Annotated in this window: 22 protein-coding genes and 2 riboswitches; of the genes, 11 read left to right on the forward strand and 11 right to left on the reverse strand. The window is 64.7% G+C overall.

The window, feature by feature from the left end; genetic code table 11:
- The first annotated feature begins 332 nt into the window (after nucleotides 1-332).
- The 6 genes from VEIS_RS19145 to gcvP all read left to right on the forward strand — a co-directional run bounded on the left by VEIS_RS19145 (nucleotide 333) and on the right by gcvP (nucleotide 7,991).
- A complete protein-coding gene (locus VEIS_RS19145) occupies nucleotides 333-1,340 on the forward strand; it encodes a TRAP transporter substrate-binding protein (protein WP_011811648.1) in 1,008 nt (335 codons plus the stop codon).
- A 98-nt stretch (nucleotides 1,341-1,438) separates the two neighbouring features.
- The gene (locus tag VEIS_RS19150) at nucleotides 1,439-1,933 is read left to right on the forward strand and encodes a TRAP transporter small permease (protein WP_041951058.1); all 495 of its coding nucleotides are present in this window, start codon (nucleotides 1,439-1,441) and stop codon (nucleotides 1,931-1,933) included.
- Nucleotides 1,930-3,207: a TRAP transporter large permease gene (locus VEIS_RS19155; protein WP_011811650.1), complete on the forward strand. Its 1,278-nt coding sequence runs from the start codon at nucleotides 1,930-1,932 to the stop codon at nucleotides 3,205-3,207. The genes VEIS_RS19150 and VEIS_RS19155 overlap by 4 nt, the downstream gene beginning before the upstream one ends.
- A 5-nt stretch (nucleotides 3,208-3,212) precedes the next feature.
- A riboswitch (glycine riboswitch) is annotated at nucleotides 3,213-3,312 on the forward strand.
- A gap of 13 nt (nucleotides 3,313-3,325) precedes the next feature.
- A riboswitch (glycine riboswitch) is annotated at nucleotides 3,326-3,446 on the forward strand.
- Between the two features lie 60 nt (nucleotides 3,447-3,506).
- A complete protein-coding gene (gene gcvT / locus VEIS_RS19160; protein WP_041951059.1) occupies nucleotides 3,507-4,637 on the forward strand; it encodes a glycine cleavage system aminomethyltransferase GcvT in 1,131 nt (376 codons plus the stop codon).
- Nucleotides 4,638-4,674: 37 nt separating this feature from the next.
- Nucleotides 4,675-5,049 (forward strand): glycine cleavage system protein GcvH, encoded by a 375-nt coding sequence (gene gcvH, locus VEIS_RS19165; protein ID WP_011811652.1) that lies wholly within the window; start codon nucleotides 4,675-4,677, stop codon nucleotides 5,047-5,049.
- Between the two features lie 29 nt (nucleotides 5,050-5,078).
- Nucleotides 5,079-7,991 carry an aminomethyl-transferring glycine dehydrogenase gene (gene gcvP / locus VEIS_RS19170; protein ID WP_011811653.1) on the forward strand — a complete coding sequence of 971 codons (2,913 nt, stop codon included), beginning with the start codon at nucleotides 5,079-5,081 and terminating at the stop codon, nucleotides 7,989-7,991.
- A 42-nt stretch (nucleotides 7,992-8,033) separates the two neighbouring features.
- On the opposite strand, the gene VEIS_RS31825 is transcribed toward gcvP, so the two are convergent.
- The 3 genes from VEIS_RS31825 to VEIS_RS19185 form a co-directional block, all read right to left on the reverse strand.
- Nucleotides 8,034-8,279, reverse strand: a complete 246-nt coding sequence (locus VEIS_RS31825) for a PIN domain-containing protein (protein WP_086014373.1) — start codon at nucleotides 8,277-8,279, stop codon at nucleotides 8,034-8,036.
- A gap of 165 nt (nucleotides 8,280-8,444) precedes the next feature.
- Nucleotides 8,445-8,696, reverse strand: a complete 252-nt coding sequence (locus VEIS_RS19180) for an AbrB/MazE/SpoVT family DNA-binding domain-containing protein (RefSeq protein ID WP_011811655.1) — start codon at nucleotides 8,694-8,696, stop codon at nucleotides 8,445-8,447.
- A 105-nt stretch (nucleotides 8,697-8,801) separates the two neighbouring features.
- On the reverse strand, nucleotides 8,802-9,200 hold the full coding sequence (locus tag VEIS_RS19185; protein WP_232287992.1) for a hypothetical protein: 399 nt from the start codon (nucleotides 9,198-9,200) through the stop codon (nucleotides 8,802-8,804).
- On the opposite strand from VEIS_RS19185, the gene VEIS_RS19190 reads away from it, so the two are divergent.
- Nucleotides 9,124-10,236 carry an MFS transporter gene (locus VEIS_RS19190; protein ID WP_407831847.1) on the forward strand — a complete coding sequence of 371 codons (1,113 nt, stop codon included), beginning with the start codon at nucleotides 9,124-9,126 and terminating at the stop codon, nucleotides 10,234-10,236. The two genes, VEIS_RS19185 and VEIS_RS19190, sit on opposite strands and share 77 nt — an antisense overlap.
- 20 nt (nucleotides 10,237-10,256) lie before the next feature.
- Here VEIS_RS19190 and VEIS_RS19195 read toward each other — a convergent pair whose 3' ends face one another.
- The 7 genes from VEIS_RS19195 to VEIS_RS27845 all read right to left on the reverse strand — a co-directional run bounded on the left by VEIS_RS19195 (nucleotide 10,257) and on the right by VEIS_RS27845 (nucleotide 16,178).
- Nucleotides 10,257-11,342 carry an SGNH/GDSL hydrolase family protein gene (locus tag VEIS_RS19195; RefSeq protein WP_198137901.1) on the reverse strand — a complete coding sequence of 362 codons (1,086 nt, stop codon included), beginning with the start codon at nucleotides 11,340-11,342 and terminating at the stop codon, nucleotides 10,257-10,259.
- Nucleotides 11,343-11,376: 34 nt separating this feature from the next.
- Nucleotides 11,377-12,306 (reverse strand): alpha/beta hydrolase, encoded by a 930-nt coding sequence (locus VEIS_RS19200; RefSeq protein WP_011811659.1) that lies wholly within the window; start codon nucleotides 12,304-12,306, stop codon nucleotides 11,377-11,379.
- Nucleotides 12,307-12,365: 59 nt separating this feature from the next.
- Nucleotides 12,366-12,863: a thioesterase family protein gene (locus VEIS_RS19205; RefSeq protein WP_011811660.1), complete on the reverse strand. Its 498-nt coding sequence runs from the start codon at nucleotides 12,861-12,863 to the stop codon at nucleotides 12,366-12,368.
- Nucleotides 12,864-12,867: 4 nt separating this feature from the next.
- Nucleotides 12,868-13,833, reverse strand: a complete 966-nt coding sequence (locus VEIS_RS19210; protein ID WP_011811661.1) for an L-carnitine dehydrogenase — start codon at nucleotides 13,831-13,833, stop codon at nucleotides 12,868-12,870.
- 96 nt (nucleotides 13,834-13,929) lie between these two features.
- Complete coding sequence (locus VEIS_RS19215) at nucleotides 13,930-14,868, reverse strand: BKACE family enzyme (RefSeq protein WP_011811662.1); 939 nt, start codon at nucleotides 14,866-14,868, stop codon at nucleotides 13,930-13,932.
- Nucleotides 14,869-14,920: 52 nt separating this feature from the next.
- Entirely contained in the window at nucleotides 14,921-15,871 is a 951-nt protein-coding gene (choX, locus tag VEIS_RS19220) for a choline ABC transporter substrate-binding protein (RefSeq protein ID WP_011811663.1), read from the reverse strand.
- Nucleotides 15,872-15,950: 79 nt separating this feature from the next.
- Nucleotides 15,951-16,178 carry a hypothetical protein gene (locus VEIS_RS27845; RefSeq protein ID WP_086014374.1) on the reverse strand — a complete coding sequence of 76 codons (228 nt, stop codon included), beginning with the start codon at nucleotides 16,176-16,178 and terminating at the stop codon, nucleotides 15,951-15,953.
- 655 nt (nucleotides 16,179-16,833) lie between these two features.
- Here VEIS_RS27845 and VEIS_RS19225 point away from each other — a divergent pair.
- Genes VEIS_RS19225 through cynS form a run of 4 tightly spaced genes read left to right on the forward strand, consistent with a single transcriptional unit; the run spans nucleotide 16,834 to nucleotide 20,493 of the window.
- The gene (locus VEIS_RS19225) at nucleotides 16,834-18,249 is read left to right on the forward strand and encodes a CmpA/NrtA family ABC transporter substrate-binding protein (RefSeq protein ID WP_011811666.1); all 1,416 of its coding nucleotides are present in this window, start codon (nucleotides 16,834-16,836) and stop codon (nucleotides 18,247-18,249) included.
- A complete protein-coding gene (gene ntrB / locus VEIS_RS19230; protein WP_011811667.1) occupies nucleotides 18,249-19,136 on the forward strand; it encodes a nitrate ABC transporter permease in 888 nt (295 codons plus the stop codon). The genes VEIS_RS19225 and ntrB overlap by 1 nt, the downstream gene beginning before the upstream one ends.
- A 9-nt stretch (nucleotides 19,137-19,145) precedes the next feature.
- Nucleotides 19,146-20,024, forward strand: coding sequence for an ABC transporter ATP-binding protein (locus VEIS_RS19235; protein WP_011811668.1), 879 nt, complete (start codon nucleotides 19,146-19,148; stop codon nucleotides 20,022-20,024).
- A 31-nt stretch (nucleotides 20,025-20,055) separates the two neighbouring features.
- Nucleotides 20,056-20,493: a cyanase gene (cynS, locus tag VEIS_RS19240; protein WP_011811669.1), complete on the forward strand. Its 438-nt coding sequence runs from the start codon at nucleotides 20,056-20,058 to the stop codon at nucleotides 20,491-20,493.
- A gap of 58 nt (nucleotides 20,494-20,551) precedes the next feature.
- Here cynS and zapE read toward each other — a convergent pair whose 3' ends face one another.
- Nucleotides 20,552-21,649 (reverse strand): cell division protein ZapE, encoded by a 1,098-nt coding sequence (gene zapE / locus VEIS_RS19245; protein ID WP_041950200.1) that lies wholly within the window; start codon nucleotides 21,647-21,649, stop codon nucleotides 20,552-20,554.
- Nucleotides 21,650-21,667: the final 18 nt, after the last annotated feature.

The raw sequence follows: 21,667 nt of genomic DNA on the forward strand, positions 1-21,667 counted from the left end.
GGCCTGCGCTCGAGGATGCCGTTGGTTTCGGCTCTGGCAGCGCCACGGCCCCGATCGGGCCGGCCCGGCGCCGCGCGGCAAGAACCACCCATTCGAGAGCAGCAGGTCGATAGCAGGTCGATGAATGACAAGCACCAGCGACATTCCAACGCGACATTCCAACGCCGGATGAACCGATTTCGAGCGGATTGCCTGGCTCCCGGCACAAACCCGGATGCCGGGGCCATGCTGCACCGCCATAATCTCGGCCCGGCCGGGGTTTGCGCCATCGTGTTTGCATGGCCCAGGCAATGGGGCCCGATTCATCCCGCCCGAAATTCACAGGAACCGCCATGCCATCGACTCGACCATTGCCCCGACCCTCGTCCAGATCATTGCGCCGCTTGGCCCTCGGCCTGGGCCTTGCGTTCGGCCTGGGCGCCACAGCGGCCGCGCAGACCACGATGCGCATCAACATCTCGACGGCCCAGAACTCCCACCAGGGCGTGGCCATCGACACCTTTGCCAAGGAAGTGGAAAAGCGCACCGGCGGCCGCTACAAGGTGCAGACCTTCTACAACGCGGCGCTGGGCGCCGAACGCGAATCGGTCGAAGCGGTGCAACTGGGCACGCATGAACTGACGTTCAGTTCCTCCGGCCCGATACCCAATTTCGTGCCCGAGACCAAGATCCTGGATGTCCCCTTCCTGTTTCGCGACAAGGCCCATGCGCGCGCCGTGCTCGACGGCCCCATCGGCCAGGAGTTGCTGACCCGGTTCGACGGCAAAGGGTTCAAGGCCCTGGCCTGGGCCGAGAACGGCTTTCGCCACATGAGCAACAGCAAGCGCGCGGTCAAGGAACCCGGCGACCTCAAGGGCCTGAAGATGCGCACGATGGAAAACCCCGTGCATATCGCCGCGTACAAGGGCTTTGGCATCGTCACCACGCCGATGGCGTTCTCCGAGGTGTTCACTGCGCTGCAGCAAGGCACGGTCGACGGTCAGGAAAACCCGTTGTCGGTGATCATCTCCGCCAAATTCGACCAAGTGCAAAAGCACCTCACGCTCACCGGTCATGTCTACTCGCCGGCCCTGTTCCTGATGAACAAGGCCCTGTTCGACAAGCTCCCGGCGGCAGACCAGCAGGCGTTCATCGACGCCGCCCGGCAAGGCGCCAAGCTCAACCGTGCGCGCGTCGACGAAGACGATGCCAAGGGCGTGGCCGACCTGCGCGCCAAGGGCATGACCGTGATCGATAACATCGACAAAGCCCGCTTCGTCGCCGCCCTGGCGCCGGTGAACGCGCAATTCGAAAAGCAGTTCGGCAAGGCCGCGCTCGAGCAGATCCGCAGCGCCCAATGACTTGACCGTTGCCCAGGAGCAGCAAACGCCCGCAGCGCAGGCGGGCGGGCATTTCCATGCCGTCGCTGCCTTTGGCCCCGCAGCCCACCGACCGTCCGATGAAAAACGCTTTCCTTGCCTTCGAGCGCTGGAGCACCTTCAGCGCGATGCTCGGCGCCTGCGCGATGCTGGCCTTGGCCGCCGCGCTGGGCATGTTCCAGATCGTCATGCGCTTCGTGCTCGAACAGCCCGCCGAATGGACTGAGGTGCTGATCCGCTTCAGTCTGATCTGGATGGTGTTCCTGGCCATCCCCGCCGCCTTGCGCCAGGGCGCGATGGTGCGCGTGGATCTGCTGCACCGCTGGAGCCCGCCGAAGGTGCAGCGGCTGCTCGACGCGGTGGTGGCGCTGGCCACGCTGGCGCTGATCGGCGTCATCATCTGGTGGGGCTGGGACTATGCGCTGCGCGGCAGCATGCAAAGCATGGCCGGGCTGGAGTCGGTGTCGATGTTCTGGGCCTATCTGGCGCTGCCGGTGGGCGGCCTGTTTGCCGTCGTCGGCATCATCGGCCACTTCATCGACCCCCGGCGCATGGAACTGGAGAGCGCCACATGAGCCTGGCGATGATTGCCACCATGGTGCTGTGCTTTGCGCTCACCATCTCGGTGGCCGTGTCCATCGGCCTGGCCTCGATCCTCGGCATTCAGTTGTCGAACGTGAACATGCTGATCGCCACCAAGGAGATGTTCAGCGCGATCAACAAGTTTCCGCTGGCCGCCATCCCCTTCTTCATCCTGGCCGGCAACCTGATGGAAACCGGCGGCATCTCGCGCCGGCTGGTGGAGTTTGCCAAGAGCATCGTCGGCGGCGTGCAAGGCGGCCTGCCGATGACCTGCGTGCTCACCTGCATGATCTTTGCTGCGGTCTCGGGCTCGTCGGTGGCCACCACCTTTGCCATTGGCGCGATCCTGATTCCGGCGCTCATCCGGCATGGCTATCCCGGCAGCTACGCAGCGGCGCTGCAGGCCACCAGCGCCGAACTGGGCGTGATCATTCCGCCGTCGATTCCGATGATCCTGTACGGCGTCAGCGCCGAGGTCTCGATCGGCGAACTGTTCAGCGCCGGTTTTGGTCCCGGCCTGTTGATCAGCGCTGCGCTGATGCTGTTCGTCTGGGCCTACTGCAAATACAAGGGCTGGGGCAAGAACGACGGCGACGGCCGCATGCCCGTGGGCCGGGCCACGCTGCAAGCCGGCTGGGCGCTGCTGATGCCGGTGATCATCCTGGGCGGCATCTACGGCGGCGTCTTCACCCCCACCGAGGCTTCGGCCGTGGCCGTGTTCTATGCGCTGATGGTGGGCGTGGTGATCTACCGCGAGATCCAAGTCGCGGACCTGTTTGCCATCCTGCGCAAATCCGCGCTGTCGGCGGCGGTGATCATGTTCATCATCGCCAATGCCGGCTTGTTTGCCTTTCTGATCACGCGCGCCGGCGTGCCCGATGCGATCGGGCACTGGCTGCAGGCCGTGCTGCAATCGCCGGCGCTGTTCCTGCTGGGCGTGAATGCAGCGCTGTTCGTGATCGGCATGTTCATCGAGACCAGCGCCGCCATCATCGTGCTGGCGCCGATCCTGGCGCCGGTGGCAATGCACTTTGGCATCGATCCGGTGCATTTCGGCCTGGTCATGGTGGTCAATCTGGCGCTGGGCATGATCACACCGCCGTTTGGCGTCAACCTGTTTGCTGCCTGCACGGTGGCAAGACTGCCGCTCGAGCACATCGTCCGGCATCTGCTGCCCTTCGTCGGCGTGATTTTGCTGTGCCTGATGCTCATCACCTATGTGCCATCGATCTCGCTGTCAGTGCGTGATCTGGTCTATGCAAAGTAGCTACAATCCCCGGGTCAGGAGAGAGTGCCAGGCCCCCGGGGCCAGCGCACCGCCGAAGGCGCAGGCAGCGGCCGAACGCTCAGGCAAAAGGACTGGCAGGCGCCCGCAGTGATGCGGACGCTCCCTTGCTGGAGAGAGATGGCCCGCGCCATGCGCCGCCATCCACCGAAGGAGCAAACCGCAGGGTCAGCCAGGGCGCTGCGGTGAATCTCTCAGGTAAAGTGGACAGCAGGGCAAATTCCGTCGCGGCCTGCCCGGTCGCGCAACCCCATTTGCCCCGGAGCCTCGTCTTGACCGCCATCGCCGCTGCAGCCGCCCCGCTGCGCACCACGCCCCTGAACGCGCTGCACATCGAGCTAGGCGCCCGCATGGTGCCGTTTGCCGGTTACTCGATGCCGGTGCAATACCCCACCGGCCTGATCGCGGAGCACCTGCACACGCGCCGGGCCGCCGGGCTGTTCGATGTCTCCCACATGGGCCAACTGCGCCTGCTCGGGCCTGCCGGCGCAGCCGCATTCGAGACCCTGATGCCGGTGGATGTGATCGGCCTGCCGGTGGGCAAGCAGCGCTATGGCCTGCTGCTCAGCGATGAAGGCACCATCATCGATGACCTGATGTTCTTCAACCAGGGCCATGACGCGATCTTCGTCATCGTCAACGGCGCCTGCAAGGCCGGCGACCTGGCCCATATCCAGGCGCGCATCGCCCAGCGCTGCGCGGTGGTCGCGCTGCCGGAGCAGGCCCTGCTCGCGCTGCAAGGCCCGCTGGCCGTCACGGCGCTGGCGCGCTTGGCGCCGGGCGTGGAAAAACTGCGCTTCATGACCGGCGGCAACTACGCCGTCGCCGGCTGTGACTGCCTGGTGACCCGCAGCGGCTACACCGGCGAGGACGGCTTCGAGCTTTCGCTGCCGGCAGCGCAGGCCGAGCGCCTGGCGCGGGCCTTGCTGGCGCAGCCCGAGGTCAGGCCCATAGGCTTGGGCGCGCGCAACTCGCTGCGGCTGGAAGCCGGCCTGTGCCTGTACGGCAACGACATCGACAGCAGCACCACCCCGTCCGAAGCGGCGCTGGACTGGGCGATACAGAAGGTGCGCCGCAGCGGGGGCGCGCGCGCCGGCGGCTTTCCCGGCGCCGACAAGGTGCTGGCCCAGATCGACAACCCGGCCAGCCTGCCGCGCAAGCGCGTGGGCCTGGTCGCGCTGGAAGGTGTGCCGGTGCGCGAACACACCGAACTGCAAAGCAGCGACGGCCGCAAGATTGGCACCGTCACCAGCGGCCTGCCCGGCCCCACGCTGAACCAGCCCGTGGCCATGGGCTATGTAAGCCCCGCCTTTGCCGCGCCAGGCACGCGCGTGCAGGCCATCGTGCGCGGCAAGGCCGTGCCGATGCAGGTGTGTGCCATGCCCTTCGTGCCGGCGAACTACTGCCGCTGATGGTCGATTTTTTTCTTTTCCTCCCCGAAAGCCTCCGATGACCGTCAAATTTTCCAAAGACCATGAATGGATCGATGCCGCCGACGCCACTGCCGCCGTGGTCGGCATCACCGTGCACGCCCAGGATGCGCTCGGCGACGTGGTGTTCGTCGACCTGCCCGAAGTCGGCAGGCATTTTGCGCAGGGCGAAGTCGCCGGCGTGGTCGAATCCGTGAAGGCGGCAGCCGACGTGTACATGCCGGTCTCGGGCGAGATCACCGCCGTCAACGAGAGCCTGCGCGCCGACCCGTCGCTGGCCAACTCCGACCCGCTCGGCGCCGGCTGGTTCTTCAAGATCAGGCCCAGCGATGCCGGCCAGCTCGATGCGCTGCTCGACGCAGCCAGCTACGCCGACTACGCCAAAACCGCCTGAGCCTGTGACCCCTTCTTCGAGACCGCCCCATGCCGATGCCATCTGCTGCGCAGCATCCTGTACCGCTCGGTGCACTGGAAAACGCCACCGAATTCCTGCCCCGCCATATCGGCATCGATGCCGACGACCAGGCCCGGATGCTGTCGGTGATCGGGGAGACCTCGCGCCGCGCGCTGATCGACAGCATCGTGCCGCGCTCCATCGCGCGCCGCCAGGCGATGGAGTTGCCGCTGCCGGTCAGCGAAGCGGCGGCGCTGGCTGAACTGCGGGCGCTGGCAGCCAGGAACCAGGTTCTCAGGAGCTTCATCGGCCAGGGCTACTACGGCACGCACACGCCCGGGGTGATACTGCGCAACATCCTGGAGAACCCGGCCTGGTACACGGCCTACACGCCCTACCAGGCGGAAATCTCGCAAGGCCGCATGGAGGCCCTGGTCAACTTCCAGACCATGGTGTGCGATCTGACCGGCATGCCAATCGCCAACGCCTCGATGCTCGACGAAGCCACCGCCGCCGCCGAAGCCATGATGCTGGCCAAGCGCTCGGTGCCATCGGGCAGCCAGCGCTTCATCGTCGCCGGGGACACCCACCCGCAGACCATCGAAGTCATACAGACACGCGCAGGCCCGCTGGGCATCGAGGTGGTGCGCACCGAGGGCGCCGCCCAGTGGCAGGCGGCATTGGCCGGCGACTACTTTGCCGTGCTGGCCCAATACCCGGCCAGCAGCGGCCGCATCGACGACCTGCGCGCCGACGTGCAGCAAGTGCAGGCCCGGCAGGCGGCCTTCATTGTCGCCGCCGACCTGCTGGCCCTGACCCTGATCACGGCCCCTGGCGAATGGGGCGCCGACATCGTGGTCGGCAGCAGCCAGCGCTTTGGCATGCCCATGGGCGCCGGCGGCCCGCACGCGGCCTACATGGCTTGCCGCGACGAATTCAAACGCTCGCTGCCCGGCCGCCTGGTGGGCGTGAGCCGCGATGCGCATGGCCGGCCCGCTTACCGGCTGGCGCTGCAAACGCGCGAGCAGCATATCCGCCGCGAAAAAGCCACCTCCAACATCTGCACCGCGCAGGTGCTGCCCGCCGTGATTGCCAGCATGTACGCCGTGTACCACGGCCCGGCGGGCCTCGAGCGCATCGCGCGGCGCGTGGCCTGCTACACGGCCATCCTGGCCCGGGGGCTGGCGCAGCTTGGCGTGCCGGTGCGCCCGCAAGCCTGCTTCGACACGCTGCTGATCGCCACCGGCGATGTGACCCGATTCATCGCCGCCAAGGCCGTGAAAATGGGCGCCAACCTGCGGCTCTACGATGAAAAATCGCTGTGCATCGCGCTGGACGAAACCACCACCCGTGGCGATATCGAACTGCTGTGGAAAGTCTTCTCCAGCGACGACCAAGCCCAGCCCTGCTTGGAGACCTTTGAAAACGGCATTGCGCCGCTGATCCCTGCCGGGTTGCAGCGCCGCAGCCGCTACCTGACGCACCCGGTGTTCAACACGCACCACAGCGAAACCGGCATGCTGCGCTACATCCGCCAACTGTCCGACAAGGACCTGGCGCTCGACCGCAGCATGATCCCGCTGGGCAGTTGCACGATGAAGCTCAACGCCACCAGCGAGATGATCCCCATCACCTGGCCCGGCTTTGCCGACCTGCACCCGTTTGCGCCCGCCGACCAATTGCAGGGCTACCGCGCGCTCGACGCACAACTGTGCGCCTGGCTCTGCCAGGCCACCGGCTACGCCGGCATCAGCCTGCAACCGAACGCAGGCTCGCAGGGCGAGTACGCGGGCCTGCTGGCCATACGGGCCTACCACCAGGCCCGGGGCCAGGGACAGCGCAACATCTGCCTGATCCCGAGCAGCGCGCATGGCACCAACCCGGCCAGCGCCCGGATGGCGGGCCTGCAGGTCGTGGTCAGCGCCTGCGACGCCAACGGCAATGTCGATCTGGCCGACCTCGAAGCCCGGTGCGAACGGCACAGCGCCGAACTGGCGGCCGTGATGATCACCTACCCCAGCACGCATGGCGTGTTTGAAACCGGCGTCAAAGAACTGTGCGCCCTGGTGCACCGCCATGGCGGCCTGGTGTACGTCGACGGCGCCAACATGAACGCGCTGGTGGGCGTGGCCGCGCCCGGCGAATTCGGTGGCGACGTCAGCCACCTGAACCTGCACAAGACCTTTTGCATTCCGCATGGCGGCGGTGGTCCCGGCGTAGGCCCGGTGTGCGTGGTGCAAGACCTGGTGCCCTATCTGCCCGGGCATGCCACGACCGGCACGGCAGGCGGCGTGGGGGCGGTATCTGCGGCGCCCCTGGGCAACGCGGCGGTGCTGCCCATCAGTTGGATGTACTGCCGCATGATGGGCGCCGAAGGCTTGCAGGCTGCCACCGAGACCGCCATCGTCTCGGCCAACTACATCAGCGCGCGCCTGAAAGAGCACTACCCCACGCTGTATGCCAGCGCCAACGGCCATGTGGCGCACGAGTGCATTTTGGACTTGCGCAGCCTCAAGGACAGCAGCGGCGTGCTGGCCGAAGACGTGGCCAAGCGCCTGATCGACTACGGCTTTCACGCCCCCACGCTGAGCTTTCCGGTGCCCAACACGCTGATGGTCGAGCCTACCGAGAGCGAAACCCTGTTCGAGCTCGACCGCTTCATCGCCGCGATGATCGCCATCCGCCAGGAAATCCGGCAGATCGAAATCGGCCTCTGGCCCCGGGACGACAACCCGCTCAAGAACGCCCCGCACACGGCCGAAAGCCTGCTCGCCAGCGCATGGGATCGCCCCTACACGCGCGCAGTCGCCGCCTACCCGGTGGCGAGCCTGCGCAGCAACAAATACTGGCCGCCCGTAGGCCGGGTGGACAACGTCTGGGGCGACCGCAACCTGTCATGCAGTTGCATCCCCGTGGCCGATGCGGTGTCCGACGTTGCCTGACGGTCCATAAAGTCAGGCAACGTCGCAAAAATCATAAAAAAGTCACCAAAGGCGCGCTGACCGTCCTTGCGCCGTCAGCAGCGCCACCGCCTTTTTGTCGAACGAAACAAAGCCCTCCGCGCCGAGCCAATGTCCTCCATGGGCGATCACGCCATCGGCAAAATCCCCAACCGCTTCGAGCACCGACAGACCCGCCTGCACCGCCGGCCGGTTCACCTGCACATTGGCGCAGGCCAGCAAGGCGCGGATCGCGGCCGCAGCGTCCGAGGGTTGGAGCCTGTAGGCCATGCGCCATGCGCAAAACCCGGACAGATTCGCACAGGCACGCCAGCGCGAGCGCCATCGATTGCGCATCGGCCTGCGCATCGGCCAAGACCTTGGCGGCGCTGCGCGCTGGCGCGGGATCGTCTGCCACGACGGCACGAACCAGCACATGGGTATCGACGGCAATCCTCATTTTTTGCCCGCCCAGCCTTGGGCGGCCGCCGCATCGATTTCCTCGATGCTGGCGCGCTTGCCGGTCCGGCCCGCGAGCAATCCGACGAAGCTGGCAATGCTGGCCGTTGGCCGGGCTGCCTGGAGCAGGACCCGACCGCCGGGCAGCCAATCGATCTCGATCTTTTCCCCCGGCCCGATGCCCAGATGCCGCAGCAGCTCTTTTCTGAAGGTCACTTGCCCCCGTGCGCTGACGGTCAACGTGTTCATGGCGTCCTCACTGTCGTCAAAATGAGGTCGAACGGTAATGCAATATTGCCTTGTCGCCCATGCGTAGCCGCTCACTTCTTGTCGTCATTGCGCGCGACGCCAAAATCACGCCAGCGCCAGCATGCTTGACATGCATCCGTGCCGCTCGCGGGCTGCTGCCTTGCGCGCGCCAACAGCCGTGCGCCAGCGGCACGGCGCCAATTCGCAGGATTCGCAGGATTCGCAGGCCGAATGGAAATCTTCGATGTTCACGCGATCGACTGGCAGTACATTGCCGACATCGGGCTCGGAATTGACTTTTTCTGACGCGCTTGGCGTGCGCCAGGCGCAAGAACCACGGCCATCCCGGCGCATCCGCACCACCTGAAGGGCCGTGGGAATCATGCAAACACAACAGATTGCCGCGCTCTTCGCTTGCCTTTTTCTCATCGGCTCGGCGGAGGTCGTCGCCGGGCCGATGATGAGCGCGATGAGCGTCGATTTCGGCGTTCGCTCCAGCGCCATCGCCTATCTGCCAGCCGCTTATGGCCTGAGCTATGGCGCGGTCGCGTTGATCGCGGGGCCGCTGTCGGACCGATGGGGGCGCAAGCTGCCGCTGCAAGCGGGACTGCTTGGCTTCGCCCTGCTCAACGCATCCATCCCCGGCGCTGCGCATTTGCCGGCAGCGATCGTCCTGTCCGCATTGGCCGGCCTGTGCGCGGCGATCATTCAGCCCAACGCGCTGTCCCTGGTAGCCGACGAATCACCGCCCGAGCAGGTCGGCCGCCGCCTCGGCCAGGTGTTCATCGGCCTGATGCTGGCCTTCGTGCTCACCCCCGTTCTCGCAGGGCAGTTGGCGGACACCCTGGGTTGGCGCTCGGCCTACTACGCGCTGGCGCTGCTGTCCGTGCTGGCCTGGCTGGCCGTGACACGGGCCTTTGCCCGCCGCCCGCCGGGCGCCGGGGCCAGAACGGACTTCCTGAGCACGCACCGGCAGGCGTGGCGCACGATCGATGTTCGCCGTCGGCTGTCGGTCAGCTATCTCTGGCTCGGCTGGCTGGCCGGGTTCGGCGCCGTGGTGGCGGAAGTTGCGGCCCGCAAGCTCCCGTTGTCGCCGACGGATACCGGCCTGATCGCGGGCTTTTTCGGCCTGGCCGTGATCGCCGGGAATCTTGCGGGCGCCCGCCTGCACCGGGCGCTCGGACAAGCCGCGCTGCCGGTGATGGCCATCGTCGCGGCCCTGGGCCTGCTCGGCTTCATGCTGCCGGTCGAGTCCATGGCGCAGTTGCTCCTGCTCGGGTTGCCGTGGGCATTCGGCTACGGCTGCGCGGGTCCGTTGCACCACGCGAGACTCAGCGCGCTGTCGGAGCGCTACCGGGGCACCATCAATTCATACCATGCCAGTCTGCTCAATCTCGGCATTTTCTCGGTGTCGTTCCTGCTGGGCGCGGTGGTGCCGCACTTTCCGGTGACGCTGTTCTGCGCGCTGGTGGGGGCCGTCACGCTGGTCGGGGCGTGTCTTTTGCTCCCCTGGCCGCGTTTATCGATCACCACCCGGTGATGGCTCGCCGGGTAAGACGGTCACTGTGCGCGCCGCGCGACGACATCGAGCATGGCAAGCGCTTTGTCTGACAGCAGTTTGTGCATCCCCGGTGTGCCGTGAAATGAATCCGACCACATATAGGTCTGGTCGGCATCGGGCGCCACCAGCGTGGCGCGGGTGCAAAAGGCTGCGCTGTTGGTCGGCCTGGTGTTGTTGCAGGCAGCATCCGTGACATTCACCAGCCCATGGCCTTGCGGATTGGCGCTGGCGGCGCGGTATACCTCATGGGTGGTGAAAAAGACCACCCCCGCAACGCCACGCAGGCCATCCCTGATGCGCTGGTTGAACTGCTCGGTCCACGCGGTAATTTGCGCCGCAGAGACGGCCTGCTTGCACCCGGTGTAAGCAGCGGACAGATATTTTTTGGCGAACGGATTGACACTCCAATCGCTGGCCAGACTGACCAGGATCACACCGGCGCCAGCATCCTTGATCCTTCGGATATTGGCCACTTGATCAGAGGCTGCCTTGTCCATGGCGGCGACAGCTCCCGCCATGGTGGTCTTGCCGCCATCGCCGTTGTTGTCGAGTTGCCAGCACAGCGCAGCAAACTGCGCATAGGAGTCATTGCCGCCGCCGGTAATGATGACCAGGTGATTCGGCGCAAATTTGCCGTTCTTCGACAGATGGGCATCCAACTGCTCGGTCACGGAGAGCACGATGGCGTTGTTGCCGACACCGCTTTGCATGGGACGCTGAAGCACGCGGGCACCGCCTTCGGCATAGCCGTTGCCGCCGAGTATGCGGGCGCGGCCAGGTTCCGTGCCGGCGCCGGAACTGGCGTCCTTGTCCAGGCTCAGCGCCCGGTAGGGCGTCAGCGCCAGACCATAGTGCTCGGCGATGTTTTCCACCCAGAGTTTGCCCGGGTTGACGGTGAATTTCCCCGGGTTGCGCGGGTCGCCCGTCGCATCGGCATAGGTGCCGACATCGCTGCTGCTGTCGCCGAAAACGGTGATTCCCCGGACTGGCATGCGCGGGTCGCCAGCCCCGTTGACGACGCCACCGCACGAGGCCGTGAGCAGCGCCACGCCCACGACTGCGGCCACAGGAATGAATGTCCTCATCGCGATGCCCTCCATGGCTTGCAACACCCGCCCGCTACGCGCATGGCGCGCGCAGGAAGTTTCCGATCACTTCATGCATCCGTGCCGCTTGCGGGCTGCTGCCTTGCGCGCGCCAACAGCCATGCACCAGCCCTTGGCCAAACCAGAACCGCGCAGCGCCGCCGGCCGCGCGAATCCGCTCGACATAGACCCGGGCATCGTCGCGCAGCGGATCATGCTCGGCGCCGAGCGCCAACACCGGCGGCAAGCCATCGAAGCGCGCCGCATCCAGCGGCACCGTTGCCGGCGGCGGTGGTCGATCGCCCCAGTACAGCGCGCGATAGCGGTCGATGTCGGCCAGCGTCAGCATCGGCGCATGCGCCTCGGTCACGCACGCCGGAGGCTGCGGCGCCACACCCAGCATCGGATACACCAGCGCAATGCCATCGATGCCGCCGCAGGCCGCATCACGCAAGGCCGTCGCGACGGCCGCCGCCAACATGCCGCCGGCACTGTCGCCGGCGAGCGTCAGCGGGCGCGCGAGCGGCCCGAACGGCAAGCGCCCATCCAGCGCTGCCCGTGTGACGAGCAACGCATCTTCGAGCGCCGCCGGCGCCGGATGCTCAGGCGCGAGCCGGTAATCCGTGGCGATCACCGCCAGCCCGAAATCCGCCGCCAGACGCGCCGTGATCAGCGCGTGGCTGTCCAGCGAACCGACGACGAAGCCGCCGCCATGAAAGAACAGCACGGTACCGCTCGGCGTGCGATGCGCAGGCCGATGGCAGCGCAGCAAAATCGCGCGCCCGTCCGGCGCATGGCAGGCGGCGTCTTCCTGCACCAGCCCTTCGGGCAGCGAGGCAGGCGTCCACGCCGCAGCAAAACGCTCATAGACGCGGCGCTGCTCGGCCGGCGAACGCGCTAGCGCATTGGCCGGGTACCAGGCGCCGACCGCTGCGACGAAGGCTGCGATTTCAGGCTCCAGCATGGCGGGTACTCCCGGCGGCTCCGATGATGCTGCCCGTCACGCCAATGACCCCAATGACGTCAACGACGCACAGGCAGGCCGATCACCCGCCCCGCATACGCCGGTGGCGGGCCATCGCGCTGCGTCGCGTGCAGCGCGGCCACCTGCCCGGCGACATCGGCATCGAACGGCACCGACTTGGCGCCGCCGCGCGTATCGACATGCAGCAGCATCTGCTCGCTGACGGACACCGGCGCATCAGCGCCGTCGGCATCGTCGACATGCATCTCCAGATACAGATGCAGCCGCTTCGCGTCGCTTGCCAGCAGGCGCACATCGACGCGCACGCGCATGCCCTGCCTGACCTCGCGCAGGTAGTTGATGTGCGCCTCCAGCGTATAGACCGAGCGTTCCCGCGCAGTGCGCACCGAATCGCCGAGGCCGATGCGATCGAGCAATGCATCGGTCGCGAAGCTGAAGATCAGCAGATAAAACGCATCGCGCATATGCCCGTTGTAGTCGACCCATTCGGGGCGCACGGCGCAGCGATAGATGGTCAATGGGGTCGCGTCGGTCATGGCCCTAATCTTCGGCGCGCATGCCATGGCGCGCTTTGACGGCAGCGATCGCGCCGAGCACTTCGGTAATGCACTCGTCGCGATAGCGCTCGAGTTCCTTGATGCTGCGCCGGCCAAGCTGCTCGGTCGTGCCCTCGACGACGCGCTCGATCAGCGCCTCGGTCAGCGGTGGCGCCACCAGTTTGGTCCACGGCAGTTCCAGCGCCGGACCGAATTGCTGCATGAAGTGCCTCATGCCGGCATCGCCACCGGCGAGCGTGTACGTCAGGAACGTGCCCATGAACGACCAGCGGATGCCAGCGCCAAAGCGGATCGCATCGTCGATCTCGCCGGTCGTTGCAACACCTTCGTTGACCAGATGCAGCGCCTCGCGCCACAGCGCTTCGAGCAGCCGGTCGGCGATGAAACCGGGCACTTCCTTGCGCACCCTCAGCGGCCGCATGCCCAGGCCGGCGTAGACCTGCATCGCCGCGTCGAGCGTCTCGGCGGCGCTGCGCGTGCCGCCGAGCACCTCCACGAGTGGCAGCAGGTACACCGGGTTGAACGGATGGCCGACCACGCAGCGCTGCGGATGCGTTGCGCGGGCGTAGAAATCCGACGGCAGCAAGCCCGAGGTCGACGAGGCGATGATCGCTTCCGGCCGGGCCGCGCGGCTGATCTGCTCGTGCAATTGGAGCTTGAGCGCAGCACGCTCGGGCGCGCTTTCCTGGATGAAATCGGCATCGGCAACGCAGGCCTGTATCGTCGCGACGAAGCGCAGGCGCGACGGATCGGCGCCCGGCGTCAATCCGCTGCGCTCCAGCGCAGGCCAGGCGTTCGCGACGTTCGCGCGCAGTTGCTGCTCGGCGTCGGGCGCCGGGTCCCAGGCCACTACGTCCAGGCCATGGGCGAGCGCACGGGCAACCCAGCCGCTGCCGATGACGCCGGTGCCAATGGCAGCGAAGGTTTCGAGTTGGGTAATGACGGTCATACCAAATGCACTGCTTGCACTGTTTGCACTGTCCGATGGGGTGGGGGGGGGGGTGGAAACCGGCGCCGGCCGACGGCGCCACGATGGCCTCGTGCATCAGCCGAGCGCGGCGAAATCCGCCATCGGGCGGCGTTCCAGCGCACGCGCGCCGCGCGCCGGCAACCCCAGCTTGCGGCGGCCCTCGGCGGGCGTCAGCACCCGGGCACCGAGACGCTCGACGATTTCGCGCGCACGCTCGACCAACGTACCGTTGCTCGCATGCACGCTGCGATCGAGCCACAGGTTGTCCTCCAGGCCAACGCGCACATGCCCGCCGAGCAGCATCGCCTGCGCGAGCATAGGCATCTGCATGCGCCCGATGCCGAAGCCGGCCCAGTGCGCGCCCGGCGGCAGGTTGTCAACCATGGCCTTCATCGTGCCAGTGTCTGCCGGGGCACCCCAGGGAATACCGAGGCACAGTTGAAACAGTGGCGGATCGTCGAGCAGACCTTCCTTGAGCAATTGCTTGGCGAACCACAGATGCCCGGTGTCGAATATCTCCAACTCGGGCTTGACGCCGAGCGCCTGTATGCGTTTGGCGCCGGCGCGCAACTGCGCGGGCGTAGACACGTAGATGTAGTCGCCGTCACCGAAGTTGAGCGTGCCGCAATCGAGCGTGCAGATTTCCGGCAGCAGTTCCTCGACATGCACCAGCCGGGTCAACCCGCCGACCAGATCGGTGCCCTGGCCGAAACGCATCGGCTGCTCACCGGCGCCGATCTCCAGATCGCCCCCCATGCCGGCCGTCAGGTTGATGATGACATCGGTGTCGGCGCAGCGAATGCGGTCAACCACTTCGCGGTACAGATTCGGGTCGCGGCTGCCACGCCCCGTCTGCGGGTCGCGCACATGGCAATGCGCCACCGTCGCACCGGCCTTTGCCGCCTCGATCGCCGCCGCCGCAATCTCTTTGGGAGTGACGGGAATCGCCGGGTGTTTGCCCACCGTATCACCTGCGCCGGTGACGGCACAGGTGACGATGACTTCATGGTTCATGCTGATGGCCTTGCTCTGCTTGCATGGTTGTCCGGTCATTGACCTGCGGTCGTCACAGACCGAGCTGCGCTTTCGCGGCCGCCAGTCCATCCTTGCCATCGAAGGTCTTCACGTCCGCAAGCCACGGATCGAGCACCTGGGGATTTTGCTTCAGATACGCACGCGCAGCCTCAGCCGGCCTGGTTTTGTTCATCACCGCCTGCATCAGCTGGTTCTCCAACTGCGTCGAGAAGCGCAACTGCGTGACCAGTTTGCCGGCGTTGGGGCAGCGCTCAAGAAAATCGGTCGCGGTCAGCGTATAGACGCGCGCCTCGCCGTAGTTGGGGCCGAACGTCGCATCGCCGCCCGACAGGTAATTGATGCTGAACTGGATATTCATCGGATGCGGCTCCCAACCCCAGAACACGAGCCACTTCTGGTTGCGGATCGCACGCTCGAGCGTGACCAGCATCCCGGCCTCGCTGGACTCGACCAACTTGAAGCCGCCAAGCCCGTGCAGGTTCTGGTCGATCATCTTTTGTATCTTCGCATTGGCACTGCTGCCCGACTCGATCCCGTAGATCTTGCCGTCGAGCTCCTTGCGGTACCGGGCGATATCGTCGAACGACTTCAGGCCGGCTGCCCAAGCGTAGCCTGGCACCGCAAGCGTCGCCTTGGCGCCGGACAGGTTGGGCGGTTCGATCATGTTGATCGACTTGCTGTCGAGGAGCGGCTGAACCTGCAACTGCTGCAGCGGCCACCAGTAGCCCAGCGATACATCGAGCTGCTTGTTCTTCAGACCGGCAAACGAGATGGGCACCGACGCCATCGTCGTGCTTGGCTTGTAGCCGAGCGCCTCGAAGACCACCGAAGCCAGCGCGGTCACCGACGTGATGTCGGTCCAGCCGTTGTCGGCAAAACGCAGATTGCGGCAACTCGCCGGCTCCGGCTCGGCAAATGATGGGCTCGACCACGCAACAAGCAAGGCCGCACACCCGAATGCAGCAAATTTTTTCAACGCCATGAATGCTCCTGATTCCCGACGAAGCGACCGTTCGGCACAATGCCCGCCCGCAAGCCAAAAGCGTCGAATGTAGTGGGGCCTATTCGGCGCAGAGCGTCCGTTGGCGACATGTTCTTGTTCGTTGGCGACTATCCGTAAAAACCACTAGTGTCGCGTCACGGATCAGATGTCGTAGGCTGCGCGCAGCCATCGGAGTGCAGCGCAAGGCGCATCGCGCAGCCAATACCGAGCGTATTGGCAAGCGATGCAACGCCGCGATGCGCTTCGATGGCCAGCGCAGACCGACAGATGATCGGTGACGCGACACTAGCCCACTGCGTCAATGCATTGGCATCAGTCGAATGCGCCGCGATGGATCGCCGCACTTTCACTTGCCGGGCGGGGCCTCCTCGTTGTGTTCGCGGATGTAGACACGGCGGGGCATCAAAGGCCCATCGAGCGCCTGTTGGCCGAGCGCAAGCGTGAATCGTCGGCTGCGTCGATGCTGGTGCGCGAACCGTCGGCACATGCGCATTCGGTGCGTGAGGGGGCGGGAGTTTTCCAGTGCCGCCGGGTTGTCTTGCAATGTCGATTTCGGTATTTCACCGCAGGCGTATCTGCGACAGGAAACACTGGCGCCGGCGGCGTTTCGCATCGTTTCAGGAGATGCCGAGTATCGTGTCGCGGCATTTGCCAGTCGCCCGGGTGAATATCATTCGAGCGTCTGATGCCGGCTCAATGGCTGATGAAGGACGACGGCATTGGCGTGCCGGCGCTGGTGAATCCAAAATCCTGCGGCGTCATGGTGTATGCGCGAACGGGCGCCGCACCTTGCCGGCGCAGCGCACATCGAAAATGGTGCATTTGCGGCCTTGTCTGCACCTGAAAATGGCACCCGTGTGGCAAGGCACTGATGGCAAGACCCTTGCATGTAGTCGGGCAACAAGGCAGTTTTACTTCAACTTCATCACACGAGGGAATTCATGCCAAGAGAAATCGACAGCCCCCTCTTCCACACTGACGACGCCGGGTACGCAGGCAACATTTGCTCCTGCGGCAAACATGCCAGCCAGATGCAGATGGCGCATGGCGATGGGCACCCGGCGGCGCAGCAACATCTGCGGCGAATACGTTCGCAGGATCCCGAACCATTGAGCAACGATGTGGTGGAAGAATCCGTGTTGCGCGCACTGTTTCCGCAGGCAGCGCAGCGTCGCGGCTTCCTGCGTGCGGTCGGCGCCAATACGGCGCGCGCGGCCATTGCCAGCATGTTTCCGTTGGATGCGTTGCAGGCGATGGCGCAAGAAAAGAACGGCGCCATCGAAAAGAAGGACCTCAAAATCGGCTTCATCGCGCTTACCTGCGCAGCACCGCTGATCATGGCCGATCCGCTCGGCTTTTACCGCAAGCAGGGCCTGAACGTGTCGCTCAACAAAACCGCCGGTTGGGCGCTGATTCGCGACAAGATGATCAACAAGGAATATGACGCATCGCATTTCCTGTCGCCGATGCCGCTGGCGATGTCGATCGGTGCGGGCAGCCATCCGGTGCAGATGCGCATCGCGACGATCCAGAACATCAATGGCCAGGCCATCACGCTGCACGTCAAGCACAAGGACAAACGCAATCCCGGGCAGTGGAATGGCTTCAGGTTTGCGGTGCCGTTCGAGTATTCGATGCACAACTTCCTGCTGCGCTATTACCTTGCCGAAAACGGACTCGATCCGGATCGTGACGTGCAGATCCGCGTCACACCGCCACCGGAAATGGTGGCCAATCTGCGCGCCGGCAACATCGACGGCTTCCTCGGTCCCGATCCGTTCAATCAGCGCGCGGTGTACGACGAAGTCGGTTTCATCCATATCCTCTCCAAGGAAATCTGGGACGGTCATCCATGCTGCGCGTTCGGCATGTCGGAAGATTTCGTCAAACAAAATCCGAATACCTTCGCGGCCTTGTTCCGCGCCGTGCTGACTGCCGCAGCGATGGCGCGCGATCCGGCCAATCGTTCTCTGGTGGCCAAGGTGATTTCGCCGGCAGCCTATTTGAATCAGCCGGAAACGGTGGTCGAGCAGGTGCTGACCGGCCGCTTCGCTGACGGTCTCGGCAACGTGAAAACCGTGCCGGGCCGCGCCGACTTCGATCCGGTGCCGTGGGATTCGATGGCGGTGTGGATTTTGAGCCAGTTAAAGCGCTGGGGTTATGTCAAAGGCGAGATCGATTACAAAGGCATCGCCGAGCGCGTGCTGCTGTTGACCGATGCCAAAAAATACATGAAGGAACTCGGCCAGCCAGTGCCGGACGGCGCCTATCGCAAACACATGATCATGGGCAAGGAATTCGACCCGGCCAAGGCCGACGCCTACGTCAACAGCTTTGCCATCAAGAGGACGAGCTGATGACGCCGGCTGCGCAATTGGGCTGGCGCACCGGGCTGATCTCGCTGGTGATTTTCGGCTGTCTGCTGCTGGTGTGGCATCTGGCGACAGCGCCAGGGCAGAGCGTTGCAAGCGCAGGTGCTGGCGCTGCTTCGGCGGCAACTTCGGCCGCCGAGGACGAGTACGCCAAGCTGATGGGCAAGGGCAGCAGTTCGCCCGTCAAGACCAGCGGTTTTCCCGGGCTGGCGCAGATGGGCCAAACCATACGCAAGGAACTGGCCCATCCTTTCTATGACAACGGTCCCAACGACAAGGGCATCGGCATCCAACTCGGCTACTCGCTGGCGCGTGTCGGGCTGGGGTTTGCGATTGCAGCGGTGGTGGCGATTCCGTTGGGATTTCTGCTTGGCATGTCGCCGCTGATGCAACGGGCGTTGAACCCGTTCATCCAGATTCTCAAGCCAATCTCACCGTTGGCGTGGATGCCGCTGGCCTTGTATACGATCAAGGATTCGTCGATCTCGGGGATCTTCGTGATCTTCATCTGCTCGGTGTGGCCGATGCTGATGAATACCGCCTTCGGTGTGGCGTCGGTGCGGCGCGATTGGCTCAACGCCGCCAAGACGCTGGAGGTCAAACCGCTGCGCAAGGCTTTCCTGGTGATCCTGCCGGCGGCGGCGCCGACGATTTTGACCGGCATGCGCATTTCGATGGGCATCGCGTGGCTGGTGATCGTCGCGGCGGAGATGCTGGTGGGCGGCACCGGCATCGGTTACTACGTCTGGAATGAATGGAACAACCTGTCGCTGACCAGCGTGATCTTCGCGATTTTGCTCATCGGGGTGACGGGTATGCTGCTGGACTTGGTGTTTGCGCGCCTGCAAAAACTGGTGACGTATACAGAATAGGGCGGACACATGGGCAAAGCATTTCTCATCGTTGACAACCTCAGCAAGCGTTACACCGATGACGGCCCGCCGGTATTCGATAAGGTCTCGTTCGGCATCGACAAGGGCGAGTTCGCTTGCATCATCGGCCACTCCGGCTGCGGCAAGACCACCATCCTGAATGTGTTGGCAGGACTGGAAGCGTCATCGGGCGGCGTGGTGATCATGGATCAGCGCGAAGTCAAAGGGCCGAGCCTGGATCGCGGCGTGGTGTTCCAGAGCCATGCGCTGATGCCATGGTTCAGCGTTTTGGGGAATATCGTGTTTGCGGTGCGCTCACGCTGGCCGGACTGGCCGCGTGACAAGGCCGAAGAACATGCGCGCCGCTTTATCGCGATGGTCGGACTCAAAGGCGCCGAGCACAAAAAGCCGTCCGAACTGTCCGGTGGCATGAAGCAACGCGTCGGTATCGCACGGGCGTTTTCGATCGAACCGAAGATGCTGCTGATGGATGAACCATTCGGCGCGCTCGACGCTTTGACGCGCGGCGTGGTGCAGGACGAGTTGCTGAAGATTTGCAGCGCCACGCATCAGACCGTGTTCATGATCACGCACGATGTGGACGAAGCAATTTTGCTGGCTGATAAAATCTTCCTGATGTCCAACGGACCGCGCGCACGCATTGCTGAAGTGGTGGTCAACACCATGCCGAAGACGCGCACGCGGGAAAACATGCACCACGACCCGCAGTTTTATCGCATCCGCAATCATCTGGTCGATTTTCTGGTGCATCGCTCGCGCCAAATTCAGGAGGCCGGCGCCGGGGATGCCGTGGCACGCATGATAATGCCGGGTCTGGAGGAGGGCATTCCAGCACAAACCTCGGGCAATTTTCCGCAAGCCGCTTGATCTTTTCATTATTCACCGCAAGGAGAACTTCATGGATCGCAACCTCGTTACCCAAAAAATCATCTCCGCCAAGGTCAAAAACAAAATGACCTGGTGCAAGATCGCCGAAAGCATCGGCCAAAGCAAGGAGTGGACGACCGCCGCCATGCTCGGCCAGATGACGCTGACCGCCAGGCAGGCTGCCGTGGCGCAGGAATTGTTTGATCTCACCGATGAAGAAACGCTGTGGCTGCAAATCGTGCCATACAAAGGCTCGCTGCCGACACCGACCGATCCGCTGATCTATCGCTGGTACGAAATCGTCAGTGTCTATGGCAGCACGATCAAGGAACTGATCCACGAAGAGTTCGGCGACGGCATCATGAGCGCGATTGATTTCAAGATGGATATTCAGCGCCAAGCCGATCCGAACGGTGATCGCGTCAATGTCATGTTGAGCGGCAAGTTCCTGCCATACAAAACGTACTGATTCCGGCAATTCCATTTCCCCATCGTTCGTGAGCGCGATCCGGGCGGCCGGGCGGCGCTCATGTCAGCCCGGTATCCACGCTGCGCCGCGCCAGCGCCAGGAATGCCCGCGATTGCATCTCATGCAGGCGCGATACCGTGCGCGGAAACTCGTGCACCAGCGGGCCTGCGGTGTAGAGCTGCTCGGGTGGCACGGCGGCCGACAGGATCAGCTTGACGCGCCGGTCATACAACACGTCGACCAGCCAGGTAAAGCGCCGCGCGGCCGAGGCCATGCCCACCGGCATGCAGGGCACGTCGGACAGCAGCAGCGTGTGGAACCGGGTGGCGATCTCCAGATAGTCGTTCTGTGAGCGGGGGCCGGCGCAGAGGGTCTTGAAGTCGAACCAGACCAGGCCGCCGGCCTTGCGGCGGGCCAGGATGGTGCGCGCTTCGATCTGCAATGCCGGGTCTTCGTCAGGGACTTCGGCCAACCGATCGAAGGCTTGTTGCATGGCGGCGTCCGCCTGCGGCCCTGCGGGGCAGTGGTAGCGCACCACCCGCTCCAGCGTTTGCCGGCGGTAATCGGTGCCGTTGTCCACGTTCACCACCTCCAGCCTGTCATCGAGCAGGGCAATCGCCGGCAGGATGCGCTCCCGGTGCAGGCCGCCCGGGTACAGTTCGTCGGGCCTGAAGTTGGAGGTGGTGACAAAGCCCACGCCGTTGTCGAACAGCGCCGTCAGCAAGCGGTGCAGGATCAGCGCGTCGGTGATGTCCGCGACATGGAACTCATCGAAGCAGATCAGCTTGTAGCGCCGGGCCATGCGCTCGCCCAGCCGGTCGAGCGGGTTCACCGTGCCCTGCAGCAGCGCCAGTTCGCGGTGCACTTCGCGCATGAACTCGTGAAAGTGCAACCGCACCTTGCGCTTGACGGGCACGGCGGTGAAAAAGCAGTCCAGCAAGAAGCTCTTGCCACGCCCGGCCCCGCCGTGCAGGTAAACGCCGCGCGGGAGCGCGGGGCGGTTGATCAGCTTTTTGATGGCGTTCGAGCGCCGCGCCTTGTACGCCACCCAGTCATCGGCGCAGCGCTGCAGGGCCGCGACTGCGCGCAATTGGGCGGGGTCGCTTCGATAGCCCTTGGCGGCCAGTTCGGCCCGATACGCCTGTTCGATGCTCACTGGATGGCGGCTATTCAT

Origin of the sequence: Verminephrobacter eiseniae EF01-2 (assembly GCF_000015565.1) — a bacterium.
Lineage (GTDB): Bacteria > Pseudomonadota > Gammaproteobacteria > Burkholderiales > Burkholderiaceae_C > Acidovorax > Acidovorax eiseniae.

What these genes read in the sequence shown, in the direction of transcription:
- gcvP (WP_011811653.1), top strand. Translation starts at nt 5,079, where the DNA reads ATGCCGATGCCATCTGCTGCGCAGCATCCTGTACCGCTCGGTGCACTG.
- VEIS_RS19210 (WP_011811661.1), bottom strand. Translation starts at nt 13,833, where the DNA reads ATGACCGTCATTACCCAACTCGAAACCTTCGCTGCCATTGGCACCGGC.
- VEIS_RS19205 (WP_011811660.1), bottom strand. Translation starts at nt 12,863, where the DNA reads ATGACCGACGCGACCCCATTGACCATCTATCGCTGCGCCGTGCGCCCC.
- VEIS_RS19145 (WP_011811648.1), top strand. Translation starts at nt 333, where the DNA reads ATGCCATCGACTCGACCATTGCCCCGACCCTCGTCCAGATCATTGCGC.
- VEIS_RS19150 (WP_041951058.1), top strand. Translation starts at nt 1,439, where the DNA reads ATGAAAAACGCTTTCCTTGCCTTCGAGCGCTGGAGCACCTTCAGCGCG.
- VEIS_RS19225 (WP_011811666.1), top strand. Translation starts at nt 16,834, where the DNA reads ATGCCAAGAGAAATCGACAGCCCCCTCTTCCACACTGACGACGCCGGG.
- VEIS_RS19215 (WP_011811662.1), bottom strand. Translation starts at nt 14,868, where the DNA reads ATGAACCATGAAGTCATCGTCACCTGTGCCGTCACCGGCGCAGGTGAT.
- VEIS_RS19180 (WP_011811655.1), bottom strand. Translation starts at nt 8,696, where the DNA reads ATGAACACGTTGACCGTCAGCGCACGGGGGCAAGTGACCTTCAGAAAA.
- VEIS_RS19235 (WP_011811668.1), top strand. Translation starts at nt 19,146, where the DNA reads ATGGGCAAAGCATTTCTCATCGTTGACAACCTCAGCAAGCGTTACACC.
- ntrB (WP_011811667.1), top strand. Translation starts at nt 18,249, where the DNA reads ATGACGCCGGCTGCGCAATTGGGCTGGCGCACCGGGCTGATCTCGCTG.
- VEIS_RS31825 (WP_086014373.1), bottom strand. Translation starts at nt 8,279, where the DNA reads ATGGCCTACAGGCTCCAACCCTCGGACGCTGCGGCCGCGATCCGCGCC.
- VEIS_RS19155 (WP_011811650.1), top strand. Translation starts at nt 1,930, where the DNA reads ATGAGCCTGGCGATGATTGCCACCATGGTGCTGTGCTTTGCGCTCACC.
- choX (WP_011811663.1), bottom strand. Translation starts at nt 15,871, where the DNA reads ATGGCGTTGAAAAAATTTGCTGCATTCGGGTGTGCGGCCTTGCTTGTT.
- gcvH (WP_011811652.1), top strand. Translation starts at nt 4,675, where the DNA reads ATGACCGTCAAATTTTCCAAAGACCATGAATGGATCGATGCCGCCGAC.
- VEIS_RS19185 (WP_232287992.1), bottom strand. Translation starts at nt 9,200, where the DNA reads ATGGCGCTGGAGCGAACGCCGAAATCGACGCTCATCGCGCTCATCATC.
- VEIS_RS19200 (WP_011811659.1), bottom strand. Translation starts at nt 12,306, where the DNA reads ATGCTGGAGCCTGAAATCGCAGCCTTCGTCGCAGCGGTCGGCGCCTGG.
- cynS (WP_011811669.1), top strand. Translation starts at nt 20,056, where the DNA reads ATGGATCGCAACCTCGTTACCCAAAAAATCATCTCCGCCAAGGTCAAA.
- VEIS_RS19195 (WP_198137901.1), bottom strand. Translation starts at nt 11,342, where the DNA reads ATGAGGACATTCATTCCTGTGGCCGCAGTCGTGGGCGTGGCGCTGCTC.